The sequence below is a fragment of the Kitasatospora papulosa genome, from assembly GCF_000717245.1.
GTDB lineage: Bacteria > Actinomycetota > Actinomycetes > Streptomycetales > Streptomycetaceae > Streptomyces > Streptomyces papulosus.
The window spans coordinates 559,724-573,790 of the sequence record NZ_JNYQ01000001.1 but is presented as its reverse complement, the minus strand read 5'-3'; the positions used below and the strand labels follow the sequence as shown (position 1 = coordinate 573,790).

Sequence of the window (14,067 nt, the reverse complement as noted above, 5' to 3'; positions counted from 1 at the left end):
CTACCCGGCCTGACACTGCATAAACATGTATGTGACTCAGATCACATCGAGCCGACTTTCCGTCGCCTGGACGCGCTTGATACAAATTGCCCCGCGAGCACCGATCGGGACGGTCGACGACGAGTGCCGCTTCTCCGCTTTTCTCGCTCCACCCTCCCCTGACACACCTCTGTCTCGCCTTCCCCCGCCTTACCCTCCCCTGCCTTCTTCCGCCTCCTCAGGCATGTCTTCAGGAACGCCCATGTCCTCGCGCCCTCGCGCCGCGTGGCCCCTGGTCGCCGTGTTCACCGCCGGTTACCTCGCCGCCTATCTGCTCCCCACCCTCGTCGGCCGTCTCAGCACCTATCTGGGGCTGAGCTCCGCCCAGGCCGGTCTGGTCGGCAGCGCCCTGCTGCTCAGCTCGGCCTCGGCCGGCTTCGCGCTGGCGGGGCGCGTCGAAAGATTCGGGTCGCGGAGACCGGCGCGCGCGGGGCTGCTGCTCGCCGCGCTCGGGTACGGCTGCGCGGCGCTGACCACCTCGATGCCGCTGGTGGTCGTGGGAGTCGTCGTCGGCGGTTTCGGCTCGGGCACGGCGACCGCCGTCGCGGCCTCCGGCATCGCCGCGCAGAGGGATCCGCACCGGACCTCGTCACTCGGGCTGCTCAGCGTCTCGGCGACGGCGGGCGCCCTCTACCTGACGATCCCTCACCTGGGTGGGGGTCACCGTCTGCCGTTCGCGTCCATCGCGCTGGTCGCCCTGCTCGTCTGGCCCGCCACCTCCAGGCTGGGAGGCTCCTCGCCGGTCGGCGGGGCGTCACCGGTGCAGGGGCGGCTGCCGCACCGGCGGTCCGGGCTGGTGCTGGCGGGCGGGATGCTCGTCTGGTCCATGGCGCAGAACGCCCTGTGGGGGGTGAGCAGCCGCATCGGTGCCGTCCAGGTCGGCCTCTCGGAGGTGACCATCGGCGCCGTGTTCGCCGCCGCGCTGGGTGCGGGGCTGCTCGGAGTGATGGGCGCGGGCATGCTGGGGGCCCGGCTCGGGCGCGCGGTTCCGATCGGCCTCGGGACGATGATCATCGCCGGGAGCATCGTGCTGAGCTCCTCGGCCGAGGACCTGGGGTCGTTCGCGACCGGTGAGATCGCGTGGAACACCTTCTACCCGGTGGTCCTGTCGTACCTCATCGGGCTGGCCGCCTCGCTGGACGTGCGCGGCCGCTGGGCGGTCCTCGCGGGCTCGGCCTCGTCCGTCGGCACGGCGTGCGGTCCCCTCCTCGGCAGCGTGCTCTCCGAGCAGGCGGGTTACGCGGTGATGGGACTGATCCTGGGGGCCGCGACGCTCCTGGTCGCGGCCCCTGTCACCGCGGTGGCCCTGCACACCGGCGGCCGGCCGCTGGTGCCCGGCTCCGTCCGGCGCAGGGGCGGTGCCCCGGCGGCGCTGCTCGCCGCCACGACCAACAGCCTGTCCGGCGCGGTGCCCAAGCTGGGCGCGCCGGAGCAGGCGGTCGCGGAGATCAGCGTGCCGGCGCTACGGCGCAGGAGGCTGGGCCGGAGCGCGTTCCGCACGGCCGGGCCGGCCGGCGGTGCCGGTCAGTCGAACGCGTACGCCTCGACCTCGGACAGGTAGCGCGCCCTGCGCTCCTCGTCGTGGTCGAGGAAGGCCGCCTCGAAGGAGTTGCGGGCCAGGGTGCGCAGCTGCTCGCGGTCCAGGCCGAGCGCCTCGTGCACGGCGTGGAAGGTGTCTCCGACGTATCCGCCGAAGTAGGCGGGGTCGTCGGAGTTCACCGTGCAGAGCAGCCCCGCGTCCATCATCGAGCGCAGCGGGTGCTGCTCCAGGACGTCGATGGCGCGCAGCCGTACGTTGGACAGCGGGCAGAGCGTCAGCGGGATCCGTTCGGAGACCAGCCGGTCCACCAGGTCCGGGTCCTCCATGCAGCGCAGCCCGTGGTCGATCCGCTCGACGCCGAGGACGTCGAGGGCCTCCCGGATGTACTCCGGCGGGCCCTCCTCGCCCGCGTGGGCGACCTTGCGCAGGCCGAGGGCCGTGGCCGCCGCGTACACCTCGCGGAACTTCGCGGGCGGGTGGCCGACCTCCGCCGAGTCGAGGCCGACGGCACTGATGCGGTGGAGGTACGGCTTCGCGGCCTCCAGTGTCTCCAGCGCCGACTCCGCGGACTTGTCGCGCAGGAAGCACATGATCAGCTGGGTGGAGATGCCGTGCTTCTCCTCGCTGCGGTCCAGCGCCCTGCCGAGCCCCTCGACGACGGTGCCGATCGGGACGCCGCGGTCGGTGTGGGCCTGCGGGTCGAAGAAGATCTCCGCGTGCCGGACCCCCTGGGCGGCGGCGCGGGCGAGGTAGGCGTCTGCCAGCTCGGCGAAGTCGTCCTCGGTGCGCAGCACGGCCATCAGGGCGTAGTACAGGTCGAGGAAGGTCTGCAGGTCCTCGAAGAGGTACGCCTTGCGCAGCTCCTCGGTGTCCGCGTAGGGCAGGTCCACGCCGTTGCGCGCGGCCAGTGCGAAGGCCAGCTCGGGTTCGAGGGTTCCTTCGATGTGGAGGTGGAGTTCGGCTTTGGGGAGGTGCACGGGGATCTCGTTACGTGTGGCGGGTGGGTACCGGGACCCTGATCAGGTCCTGGGCGATGGTCAGTTCACCGTCGAAGCCGGCTGCCCTGGCCTGGCGCTCGAAAGCGTCGGGGTCCGTGTAGCGCTGGGAGAAGTGCGTCAGCACGAGGTGCCGTACGCCGGACTCCTTCGCCACCCGGGCCGCCTGGCCGGCGGTGAGGTGACCGTGGTCGTCGGCGAGCCGGCCGTCCTCGTCGAGGAACGTCGACTCGATGACCAGCATGTCGCATTTCTCCGCGAGGGCGAACGCGCCGTCGCAGAGCCGGGTGTCCATGACGAACGCGAAGCGCTGTCCCCGGCGGGTCTCGGAGACCTCCGCGAGGGGGACGCCGCGCAGCACGCCGTCCCGCTGGATCCGTCCGACGTCGGGCCCCGCGATGCCGTGCTCGGCCAGCTTCGCCGGCAGCATGCGCAGCCGGTCGGGCTCGGTGAGGCGGTAGCCGTAGGACTCGACGGGGTGCGAGAGCCGGTGGCCGTCGAGGGTGTACGCGTCGGTGGTGGCGAGGACCCCGTCGGCGGCGACCGGGGCCTCGGTCAGCTCGACCGACTCCCGGTAGGCGGTCGCGTACCGCAGCCGGTCGAAGAAGTGCTGCCCGCTCGCCGGGAAGTGGGCGGTGACGGGGTGCGGGACCTGGTCGAGATTGATCCGCTGGATCACGCCCGCCAGGCCCAGCGCGTGGTCGCCGTGGAAGTGCGTGACGCAGATCCGGTTGATGTCGTGCGCGGCGACGCCGGCCCGCAGCATCTGGCGCTGGGTCCCCTCGCCCGGGTCGAAGAGGATGCCCTCGCCGTCCCAGCGCAGCAGATAGCCGTTGTGGTTGCGGTGGCGGGTCGGCACCTGACTGGCGGTGCCGAGGACCACGAGCTCTCGTACGGACACGGGTGGTGACCCGCTAACCGGGGGGCCACTGCATCCCGCGTCCGCCGAGGACGTGGGCGTGCGCGTGGAACACGGTCTGTCCGGCACCGGCGCCGGTGTTGAGCACGATGCGGTAGCCGGTCTCGGTGATCTTCTCGTCGGCGGCGACCAGACCCGCCTCGCGCAGCACGTCGGCCGCGGCCTGGGGGTCGCCCGCGGCGAGCGCGGCGGCGTCCGGGTAGTGCGCCTTGGGGATGACCAGGACGTGCGTCGGGGCCTGGGGGTTTATGTCGCGGAAGGCGACCGTCGTCGCGCTCTCGCGGACGATGGTCGCCGGGATGTCCCCTGTAACGATCTTGCAGAACAGGCAGTCGGTCTGCGGCTCTCCCGCCATGGCCCGGCCTCCTCGGTCGTTGGGTCCTCGTGATCAGTACACCGGCATGCTATCCGGCCCGGCCGGGCGGGCGGCTCTCAACTCCAGCGCCCGGTGCGTCCCATCAGCAGGGCCGCCGCGGCGGTCCCCGCGGTCGAGGTGCGCAGCACGCTGGGCCCGAGCCGGTAGGCGGGGGCTCCCGCCTCGGCGAAGGCGGCCAGCTCCTGAGGTGACACCCCGCCCTCCGGTCCGACGACCAGCACGATCGTGCCCTCGGCGGGGAGTTCGGCGGTGGCGAGCGGTTCGCTGCCGCTGTCGCGGTCCTCGTGCAGGACACCCGCGAAGTCCGCCCCGGCGAGCAGGGCCGCGACCTGCTTGGTCGTCATGGCGTCCGCGACCTCGGGGAAACGCACCCGGCGGGACTGCTTGCCCGCCTCGCGGGCCGTGCTGCGCCACTTGGCGAGGGACTTGAGCCCGCGGTCGCCCTTCCACTGCGTGATGCAGCGCGCGGCCTGCCAGGGCACGATCGCGTCGACGCCCGTCTCGGTCATGGTCTCCACGGCGAGCTCGCCGCGGTCGCCCTTGGGCAGCGCCTGCACGACGGTGATGCGGGGCGCGGGAGCCGGCTCCTCGTGGACGCTCACCAGGCCGGTGACCAGCAGCCGGTCCTTGCCCTCGGCCGCCCGTACGACGCCTTCCGCCCAGCGGCCCCGGCCGTCGGTCAGGACGAGGTCCTCCCCCGGGTTAAGCCGGCGCACGGACACCGCGTGCCGCCCCTCGGGGCCGTCCAGGACGAACTCCGGTCCGCCGGGGAGCTGTTCGACGACGAAGACAGGTGCCGTCACCGGGCACTCCTCACATTCACGGCCGCACGCGCGGCCTCCGTTTCCGCTGCGAGCAGTTCCACGAGTTCCCCGGCGGGCAGCTCGCGTGCCAGCCGGTGTCCCTGGCCCGCCCAGAGGGCCATGCCCTGGGCGTCCCCGGCCTTGGCCGCCGCCGCGCGCAGTCCGCCGGTCAGCTGGTGCACCTGCGGGTAGGCGGCGGGGGCGTACGGGCCGTGCTCCCGTACGAACCGGTTGACCAGTCCGCGTGCGGGGCGGCCGGAGAACGCCCGGGTCAGCGCCGTCGTCACGAACAGCGGATTGGTCAGGGCGTCCTTGTGCAGCGGGTGCGCACCCGACTCGGGGCAGGGCAGGAAGGCCGTGCCGAGCTGTGCGGCGTCGGCCCCGGCCGCCAGGACGGCGGTGATCTGTGAACCGCGCATCAGTCCCCCGGCCGCGACGACCGGCAGGTCGACGGACTCACGGATCCCGGCGATCAGGGCGAGCAGTCCGGTGCCGGTGAGGCCGCCCTGGGGATCGTCGCGGTGCGTGGACTGGTGGCCGCCGGCCTCGGCTCCCTGGACGCAGAGCGCGGCGGCGCCCGACCATCCGGCGTTCCGCGCCTCCTGGGGCGAGGTGACCGTGACGACGGTGAGCGTGCCGACGGCGGCGAACGCGTCGAGGACCTCGCGGGTGGGGCAGCCGAAGGTGAAGGAGACCACGGGTACGGGGTCGTGCAGCAGGATTGCGACCTTGGCGTCGTAGCCGTCGTCCCCGCCGGCGTCCGTGTCACCGAGGGGGGTCTCGTACCAGGCCGCCTCGCCGGCGAGCTGATGGCGGTAGATCTCGACGGCGCCCGGGTCGGCGACGAGGGGCTGCGGCATGAAGAGGTTGACGCCGAAGGGCCGGCCGGTCGTCCTCCGGAGCTGCTTGATCTCGTTGTACATCCCGTCCGCCGTCTTGTAGCCGGCGGCGAGGAACCCCAGCCCTCCGGCCTCGGAGACCGCGGCGGCCAGCTCCGGCCGGGAGACGCCTCCCGCCATCGGGGCCTGCACGATCGGGTACCGGCAGAGATCGGTGAGGGGCGAGGACATGAGCGCATCGTGCCACGTCCGGCGGATCGTGCCGAATCAGCCCTTTACCCGGACGGGAACACCGCCGGGACACGACGACGCCCGCCGGTACGGGGACCGGCGGGCGTCGTGGTGACAGGGTTCAGCGGCCGTTGAAGGCGTCCTTCAGGCGGGAGAACAGCCCTTGCTGTCCCGGCTGGAACTGGCCCGTGGGCCGCTCCTCGCCGCGCAGCTTGGCCAGCTCCCGCAGCAGGCGCTCCTGCTCGGGGTCCATCTTCGTCGGGGTCATGACCTCGACGTGCACGATCAGGTCGCCGCGTCCGCCGCCCCGCAGGTGCGTGATGCCGCGCCCGTGCAGCGGGACCGACTGGCCGGACTGGGTGCCCGGCCGGATGTCGATCTCCTCGAGGCCGTCGAGCGTCTCCAGTGGCACCTGGGTGCCCAGCGCGGCGGCCGTCATCGGGATGGTGACCGTGCAGTGGAGGTCGTCGCCGCGCCGCTGGAACACGGCGTGCGAGACCTCGTGGATCTCGACGTACAGGTCGCCGGCGGGGCCGCCGCCGGGGCCGACCTCGCCCTCTCCCGCGAGCTGGATCCGGGTGCCGTTGTCGACACCTGCGGGAATCTTCACGGTCAGGGTGCGCCGCGAGCGGATGCGGCCGTCACCGGCGCATTCGGGGCACGGGGTCGGCACGACCGTGCCGAAGCCCTGGCACTGCGGGCAGGGACGCGAGGTCATGACCTGGCCGAGGAACGACCGGGTGACCTGGGAGACCTCTCCGCGGCCGCGGCACATGTCACAGGTCTGCGCGGAGGTGCCGGGTGCGGCACCCTCGCCGCTGCAGGTCGTACAGACGACGGCCGTGTCGACCTGGATGTCCTTGGTCGTGCCGAAGGCCGCCTCGTTGAGGTCGATCTCCAGCCGGATCATGGCGTCCTGGCCGCGCCGGGTCCGCGAACGGGGCCCGCGTTGCGTCGCGTTGCCGAAGAACGCGTCCATGATGTCGCTGAAGTTGCCGAAGCCGCCGGCGCCGAAGCCACCGGCCCCGCCGCCGCCCGACTGGGAGAGCGGGTCCCCGCCGAGGTCGTAGACCTGCTTCTTCTGCGGGTCCGACAGCACCTCGTAGGCGGCGTTGATCTCCTTGAACCGCTCCTGGGTCTTCGGATCGGGGTTGACATCCGGGTGCAGCTCGCGGGCGAGCCTGCGGAATGCCTTCTTGATCTCGTCCTGGGAAGCGTCGCGGCGCACGCCGAGTACGGCGTAGTAGTCCGTGGCCACTTACGACTCCGCCAGGATCTGTCCGACGTAACGTGCCACTGCGCGTACCGCTCCCATCGTTCCGGGGTAGTCCATGCGGGTCGGTCCGACCACGCCGAGTTTGGCGACTGCCTCGTCGCCCGAACCGTAGCCGACCGCGACGACGGACGTGGCGTTGAGGCCCTCGTGGGCGTTCTCGTGCCCGATCCGTACGGTCATGCCTGAATCCGTAGCCTCACCCAGCAGCTTCAGCAGGACGACCTGCTCCTCCAGCGCCTCCAGCACCGGACGGATCATCACAGGGAAGTCGTGTCCGAAACGGGTGAGGTTGGAGGTGCCGCCGATGATCAGCCGCTCCTCCGTTTCCTCGACCAGAGTCTCCAGGAGAACGGAGAGCACCGTCGAAACGGTTCCCCGGTCCTCCGTCTCGAAGGACTCCGGCAGGTCCTGCACCAGCCGCGGTACGTCCGCGAAGCGCCGTCCGACGACCCGGCTGTTCAGCCGGGCCCTCAGATCCGCCAGTGACGTGTCACCGAACGGTGCAGGGCAATCGATCATACGCTGCTCGACCCGGCCCGTGTCCGTGATCAGCACGAGCATCAGCCGGGCCGGAGCCAGCGACAGCAGCTCCACGTGCCGGACCGTCGACCGGGTCAGCGAGGGGTACTGCACGACGGCGACCTGCCTGGTCAGCTGGGCGAGCAGCCGGACCGTGCGGCCCACGACGTCGTCGAGGTCGACCGCGCCGTCGAGGAAGTTCTGAATGGCACGGCGCTCCGGCGACGACAGGGGCTTGACGCCCGCCAGCTTGTCGACGAAGAGCCGGTACCCCTTGTCCGTCGGAATGCGCCCCGCACTCGTGTGCGGCTGGGCGATGAAGCCCTCGTCCTCCAGCACCGCCATGTCGTTGCGGACGGTCGCCGGGGAGACCCCGAGGCTGTGCCGCTCCGTGAGCGCCTTGGAGCCGACGGGCTCCTCGGTGCCGACATAGTCCTGGACGATGGCGCGCAGCACTTCGAGTCTGCGTTCGCTGAGCACCGCGCACACCTCCAGCTGTGGTTCTTCGGCGTCTGCCTGGCACTCTGTGCGTTCGAGTGCCAGCAATCCCCCCGGTCAGTGTACGGGGGCGGGGTGGGGCCGGGGCAAGGGCGACCGGCCACGCCGTCGTGCGACTGTGCAGGTCGTTGCCGATAGCGTCGCGGTATGGACGTCTCTTGGGAAGAGTTCGGCTGGGAGCGGTTGGGCAACGGTACGGGGCGGCGGCGCCTGCCCGTCTGGGACGCGACCGTGGCGCTGGTGGCCGGGGCGGACGGCGTGCTGCTCTACGACACGGGTTCGACGCTCCGCGAGGGCGTGGAACTGCGGACCCAGGCGGAGGCCCTGCTGGGCCGGAGGGTGACGCATATCGCACTGAGCCATCCGCACTTCGATCATGTGCTGGGCACCGCCGCCTTCTCCGGGGCGGAGGTGTACGGAGCGGTCGGGACGGCGGACCTCCTGGCGCGGGGAGCCGAGGAGCTGCGCGCGGACGCGCTGCGCCACGGCATGAGCGAGGCGGACGCGACCGCGGCCACGGACGCCCTGGTGTCCCCGCGGCACCAGGTGACCGGCGAGTGGACGCTCGACCTCGGTGACGGGTTCCAGGTGCTGCTGGCCAATGTGGGCCCCGGTCACAGCGGCCACGATCTGGCCGTCCTGGTGCCCGGCTCACCCGTCGTGGTGCTCTGCGGGGACCTGGTCGAGGAGTCGGGCGAACCCCAGGCGGGCCGGGACGCGGTCCCCACGCACTGGCCGGCCGCTCTGGACCGGCTGCTCGAACTGGGCGGCGAGGACGCGCTGTACGTACCGGGGCACGGGGCGGTCGTGGACGCGGCGTTCGTACGGGCGCAGCGTGATCGACTGGCCGTCCGGTTCGGCGTGTCGTGAGCGGGCGCCCGTTTATCGTCGTGCCATGCGCAGCTACCAGCCGGACCTGACCCCGCCGTGGAAGAAGTCCACCCCCGCCCCGGAGGTGCCCGCCGAGCCCGATCTGGTCGTGGAGGAGGCCGTCAGCGGCTTCTGCGGCGCGGTGATCCGGTGCGAGAAGACGGCGCAGGGGCCGACGGTCACCCTGGAGGACCGCTTCGGCAAGCACCGGGTCTTCCCCATGGAGCCGCGCGGCTTCCTGCTGGAGGGGAAGGTCGTCACGCTCGTACGTCCGTCGGCCGGGGGCCCGGTCCGCCCGGCGCGGACCGCCTCGGGTTCGGTGGCCGTCCCCGGGGCGCGGGCACGGGTGGCGCGCGCGGGCCGGATCTACGTGGAGGGGCGGCACGACGCCGAGCTCGTGGAGCGGGTCTGGGGCGACGACCTGCGCATCGAGGGCGTGGTGGTGGAGTACCTGGAGGGCATCGACGACCTCCCGGCGATCGTGCGGGAGTTCGCGCCCGGCCCGGACGCCCGGCTCGGTGTGCTGGTCGACCACCTGGTCCCCGGCTCGAAGGAGTCCCGGATCGCCGCCCAGGTCACCGACGCCGACGTGCTCGTGGTGGGGCACCCCTACATCGACGTGTGGGAGGCCGTGAAGCCGTCGTCCGTGGGCATCCCGGGGTGGCCGGCCGTGCCGCGCGGCCAGGACTGGAAGACGGGCGTGTGCCGCGCCCTGGGCTGGCCTGAGAACACGGGGGCCGCCTGGCAGCACATCCTCTCCAGGGTCGGCTCCTACAAGGATCTGGAACCGCAACTGCTCGGCCGCGTGGAGGAATTGATCGACTTCGTCACTCTTCCTGCCTGATGTCCCGGTAACGTCGAGGAGGATCCGGTATCGATCCCCGTGAACACCTGCGCCACACCTGGACCATCCGTTATTGAGTGATGACGGCAGGGCCGGGCTCAGGGGAAGGCACGGGGGCTGATGACGCGCGAAGTGTGGCGGGACAGTGCGGAGAACGAGGCGGCCTCCGCCGTCTTCCACCTCATGCAGCAGCTGATCGATCAGTACCGGGTCAACCGGCCGGTGATGCCGCTGGTCGTCGCCCAGGCCGAGGACGCCTCCGCCGGCCCGGGGGCGGACGCCAGGGTCGAGCAGATCGTCCGTCAGGTCCACCGGGCGAACCAGTTGCGCCGGGTCCCGGTGAAGCTCCTCGAAGGCGGCGGCGACACCCCGTACGAGGCGGCGCTCTCCATGGTCCGCGCCCTCACCGAGCGCCCCTGGGAGACCCGGGGCACCTCGCAGTACAAGCCGTTCGTCTTCCCCCGCTCCCGGCTGCTCGCCGCCATCGAGCAGGCCACCGCGGCGGTCGTCGCGCAGCCGGGCCCGGGTTCCGCCCGTGAGCGCGAGGAGCGGATCCTGGAACAGCTGGGGAGCCTGCGCTGGCGGCCGAGCCGGTCGGGGCGCAACAGCTGGTGGGACTCCCTGCGCGCCTCGGTCCGCCCGGAGACCTTCCTGGGGGCCGTCTTCATCGCCGTGCTCAGCGTGCTGCTGGGCGAGATCGGCTGGCTGCTCACCGCCCTGGTGGCCGCCGCGGCCCTGCTGGGTCTGGCCGTCGTGCGGCTGATGACGAGGGCGGCGCCGCCGCTGCTGTGGCTGCGCAGGGCCAGCAGATGGCTGGCGACCACGTCGTCGCTGGCCGCGTCGAGCACCGCGTACCCGTCCGACGGCTGGTCGCGCTTCTCACCGAGCGGTTCGTGGCGGGTGATCCGGGCGCGGGCGGCCGCCGTGGCCGAGCGGGTGGCCGACGCGGGGGCCGGCGACGAGCACGCGCGCCAGTTCCACCTGGAGCTGCGGGTCCAGGCGCTGCTGGAGGATCTGCTGGACAGCTACCGGGCGCACGCCCCGGACTGGCGCCGCAGCAAGCGCACCGTCCCGCCGGTGGTCTTCCTTCCCACGGCGACCCAGGACAACGGCGGCGTCCTGCTGATCAACGCCGTCAACAACGTGCGTTCGCGGCGCAGCGAGGTGGACCCGCTGCTGCTCCTGGCCTCCCTGCCCGCCGACCGGATCCTGCGCCACACCCCGCCCCTGCCGCCGGAGCCGCCGGCGAACGCCGGGGCCAGCACAGGGGCCCGCGCACGGTACGAGACCTGGGTCGAGGACCTCAGCGTGGGCCAGGCGCCGGCGGCCGCCGTGTCGCTCGCCTGGGTGCTGCGGCTCCCCCTGACGTCCGAGCAGCTGACCCACGAGCACGCCCACCTCCAGCTCGTCACCCACCGGGTACGCAGGACCTGGGCGTGGTGGGTGATGTCGCGGAGGACCGTCACGCTCGCGCTGGTCTGCGCGCTGCTGGGGACGTTCCTGTGGAGCGCGCACTGGAAGGAGACGTACTGCTACGGCCCGCTCGTGGGCCGGAACACGGACTCGGTGAGACTGACCGGGCCCGGGGGCGCCGAGGAGTGCGTGGGGGTGGCGACGGTCGCGCAGGTGCGCTTCGCCGAGGGCAACACCCTCCAGCTGAACGGGGTGGGCAAGGGCGTCACCTTCGAGCGGATCGAGCAGGCGATACGCGAGCAGAACGCCGGCATCCCGCCGGGAGCACCGCACGTCACCGTCGTCTACGCGGGCCCGCTGACCGGCACCGACGCGAACCGTGAGGACACCCGCAAGGGCCTGGAGGAGCTGACCGGCGTCTATCTGCACCAGCGGTTCGTCAACGACACGGCGAATCGTTCCGTCAAGCTCCGGGTCCTGACGGCCAACGGCGGCCAGGACATGCTGCGGCAGACGACCGCGGTCAAGAAGATCATCGAGGTGGCCCGGCGGGACTCCTCCGTGGTCGGCGTGGTGGGCCTCGGACGCAACACCACGGAGAGCGCGACGGTCACCGGGCTCCTCCAGCGCGCCGGGCTGCCCGTGGTGGACACCACCAACTCGGGCAGCGACCTGGCCCGTGAGTACCCGAACTACTTCGGTCTCGCCGCCACCGACGAGGAGCAGGCGGACGCCGTCGGGCTGATCGCCGGCCAGCTGGCGGACCGGCTGGACGATCCGCAGGCCGTCGTCCTGTCCCGGAAGGTGGGCAACGAGGACAAGGACCGTTACACGACCGAGCAGCGCCGGGTCGGTCTGGCGATGCTGAAGGAATCGGGCTTCACCCTGGTCTCCGACACCCGGTACTCCCTGTCCAGGGACGGCAGCTCCGCCAATCTCGACGCGCCCCTGCACGCCATCTGCGGGGCGGAACGCGTGCCCGACGCCCTGTACTTCGCCGGCCGGGTCGAGGACGTCAACACCCTGATGTCCGGCCTCGGACAGACGGCGGGCTGTTCGGACAAGGCCATCACGGTCTTCACGGGCGACGACCTCACCAAGGCGCGCTTCGACGACGCGACGAAGCTCGCGGACAAGGTCACGCTCTACTACGGGGCCCTCGCGCCCATGAGCCAGGGCGGGGGCCGGGCGTTCTACGAGGACTCCCGCAAGGCGCTGCAGTCGCTGCTCCCCGAGGGCCGGCAGCTGCCGGCCCTGCCGAAGGAGCGCCCGTACGAGGACCGGCTGTTCACCAGCGGGCAGACCGTCATCTCCTACCAGGCGACGGCGGCCCTCTACGCGGCGGCCACCCGCAGCGACAACCCGCAGAGCGCCGCGGAGACCTGGGCGACGCTGTACTCGGTGGCCCTGCACGACATGCCGACCGGAACGATCACCTTCCGGGGGACGATTCCGTACACCGACCAGCGGGTGCACGGCCTGGACGTCGTCGAGGTCACCCGTCCGGGCCCGGACGCGCGGAGCCGCAGCGTGTGCGGCCGGGCCGCGGGTGACCGCACACCGCTCACCCGCGCGGACTGCCGGGTGCCTTAGGGGTGCTCGGGCGGCAGGGCCCTCCCGCGGCCGGGCGGGCGTCTCCGCGGGCCGCCGGGCGGGGGGCCTGGCCGGCTAGTCCACCAGGTCCCGCACCACGGCGTCGGCCAGCAGCCGGCCGCGCAGGGTGAGGACCGCGCGTCCCTCACCGTACGGTCCGGGCTCCAGCAGCCCGTCGGTCACGGCACGGGCGGCCGCCGCGAGGCCGGCGGGGGCGAGCAGGGAGAGCGGGCAGCCCTCGACGAGCCGCAGCTCCAGCAGGATCCGCTCGACCCGCCGGTCCTCGTCCCCGAGCACCTCGCGGCCGGCCCCGGGCGAGCGGCCCTCGGCGAGTGCCTGCGCGTAGGCGCCCGGGTGCTTGACGTTCCACCAGCGCACCCCGCCGACGTGGCTGTGGGCGCCCGGTCCGGCGCCCCACCAGTCGGCCCCGCGCCAGTACAGCTCGTTGTGCAGACAGCGGCCCTCGGGCGTGCGGGACCAGTTCGACACCTCGTACCAGGAGAAGCCAGCGGCCGCCATCGCCTCGTCGGCGATGAGGTAGCGGTCGGCGTGGACGTCGTCGTCCGTCATCGGGACCTCGCCGCGGCGGATGCGGCGGGCGAGCTGGGTCCCCTCCTCGACGATCAGCGCGTACGCCGAGACGTGGTCGGGTCCGGCTCCGATCGCCGCGTCCAGGGAGGCCCGCCAGTCGTCGTCGGACTCACCGGGGGTGCCGTAGATCAGGTCGAGGTTGACGTGGTCGAAGCCGGCCGCCCGGGCCTCGGCGACACAGGCCTCGGGCCTGCCGGGCGTGTGGGTGCGGTCCAGGACCTTCAGGACGTGCTGCCGGGCGCTCTGCATGCCGAAGGAGACGCGGTTGAAGCCGCCCTCCCGGAGTGCCGCGAGATAGGCCGGGTCGACGGACTCGGGGTTGGCCTCCGTGGTGATCTCCGCGTCCTCGGCGAGCCCGAACTCCTCACGGATCGCCGCGAGCATCCGGACGAGGTCGGCCGCGGGCAGCAGTGTCGGCGTACCGCCGCCGACGAAGACCGTGCGGACGGGGCGGGGGTCGTCGCCCAGCACCTTGCGGGCCTGGCGGACCTCCTCGACCAGGTGGGCGGCGTAGTTGTCCCGGGAGGCCAGGGCTCCGCCGGAACCACGCAGCTCGGTCGCGGTGTAGGTGTTGAAGTCGCAGTAGCCGCAGCGGGTGGCGCAGTAGGGCACGTGCAGGTAGAAGCCGAGCGGACGGCTCGCGGCGCCTTCCAGGGCATGGCGGGGCAGCGCCCCGTCGTCGGGCACGGGTTCACCATCGGGCAGTACGGAAGGCATACCG

12 protein-coding genes are annotated in these 14,067 nt (G+C 72.4%); 4 read left to right on the top strand and 8 right to left on the bottom strand.

Translation table 11 applies throughout. From position 1 onward, the window contains the following. Positions 1–241 precede the first annotated feature (241 nt). The gene (locus IA22_RS0102370) at positions 242–1,600 is read left to right on the top strand and encodes an MFS transporter (RefSeq protein WP_030122600.1); all 1,359 of its coding nucleotides are present in this window, start codon (positions 242–244) and stop codon (positions 1,598–1,600) included. On the opposite strand, the gene IA22_RS0102365 is transcribed toward IA22_RS0102370, so the two are convergent. From IA22_RS0102365 to hrcA, 7 genes are all read right to left on the bottom strand, one after another. After that, positions 1,564–2,556, bottom strand: a complete 993-nt coding sequence (locus IA22_RS0102365) for an adenosine deaminase (RefSeq protein ID WP_014156358.1) — start codon at positions 2,554–2,556, stop codon at positions 1,564–1,566. The two genes, IA22_RS0102370 and IA22_RS0102365, sit on opposite strands and share 37 nt — an antisense overlap. A gap of 10 nt (positions 2,557–2,566) precedes the next feature. Further along, positions 2,567–3,475, bottom strand: a complete 909-nt coding sequence (locus tag IA22_RS0102360) for a ribonuclease Z (protein ID WP_014156357.1) — start codon at positions 3,473–3,475, stop codon at positions 2,567–2,569. A 13-nt stretch (positions 3,476–3,488) separates the two neighbouring features. Then, entirely contained in the window at positions 3,489–3,848 is a 360-nt protein-coding gene (locus tag IA22_RS0102355; protein ID WP_014156356.1) for a histidine triad nucleotide-binding protein, read from the bottom strand. A 77-nt stretch (positions 3,849–3,925) separates the two neighbouring features. Continuing rightward, the gene (locus IA22_RS0102350; RefSeq protein WP_030122599.1) at positions 3,926–4,672 is read right to left on the bottom strand and encodes a 16S rRNA (uracil(1498)-N(3))-methyltransferase; all 747 of its coding nucleotides are present in this window, start codon (positions 4,670–4,672) and stop codon (positions 3,926–3,928) included. Further along, complete coding sequence (locus tag IA22_RS0102345) at positions 4,669–5,742, bottom strand: nitronate monooxygenase (RefSeq protein ID WP_014156354.1); 1,074 nt, start codon at positions 5,740–5,742, stop codon at positions 4,669–4,671. Before IA22_RS0102345 ends, IA22_RS0102350 begins: the two co-directional genes overlap by 4 nt. Positions 5,743–5,863: 121 nt before the next feature. Next, complete coding sequence (gene dnaJ / locus IA22_RS0102340) at positions 5,864–7,000, bottom strand: molecular chaperone DnaJ (RefSeq protein ID WP_014156353.1); 1,137 nt, start codon at positions 6,998–7,000, stop codon at positions 5,864–5,866. Further along, entirely contained in the window at positions 7,001–8,017 is a 1,017-nt protein-coding gene (hrcA, locus tag IA22_RS0102335) for a heat-inducible transcriptional repressor HrcA (RefSeq protein ID WP_014156352.1), read from the bottom strand. A 165-nt stretch (positions 8,018–8,182) separates the two neighbouring features. Here hrcA and IA22_RS0102330 point away from each other — a divergent pair, with 165 nt between their 5' ends. The 3 genes from IA22_RS0102330 to IA22_RS0102320 all read left to right on the top strand — a co-directional run bounded on the left by IA22_RS0102330 (position 8,183) and on the right by IA22_RS0102320 (position 12,755). Next, a complete protein-coding gene (locus IA22_RS0102330; protein ID WP_030122598.1) occupies positions 8,183–8,905 on the top strand; it encodes an MBL fold metallo-hydrolase in 723 nt (240 codons plus the stop codon). Positions 8,906–8,930: 25 nt separating this feature from the next. Beyond that, positions 8,931–9,749, top strand: a complete 819-nt coding sequence (locus IA22_RS0102325) for a DUF3097 domain-containing protein (RefSeq protein WP_015577098.1) — start codon at positions 8,931–8,933, stop codon at positions 9,747–9,749. A 120-nt stretch (positions 9,750–9,869) separates the two neighbouring features. Further along, complete coding sequence (locus tag IA22_RS0102320; RefSeq protein ID WP_030122597.1) at positions 9,870–12,755, top strand: ABC transporter substrate-binding protein; 2,886 nt, start codon at positions 9,870–9,872, stop codon at positions 12,753–12,755. Between the two features lie 75 nt (positions 12,756–12,830). On the opposite strand, the gene hemW is transcribed toward IA22_RS0102320, so the two are convergent. Next, a complete protein-coding gene (gene hemW / locus IA22_RS0102315; protein ID WP_037659337.1) occupies positions 12,831–14,063 on the bottom strand; it encodes a radical SAM family heme chaperone HemW in 1,233 nt (410 codons plus the stop codon). Positions 14,064–14,067 lie beyond the last annotated feature (4 nt).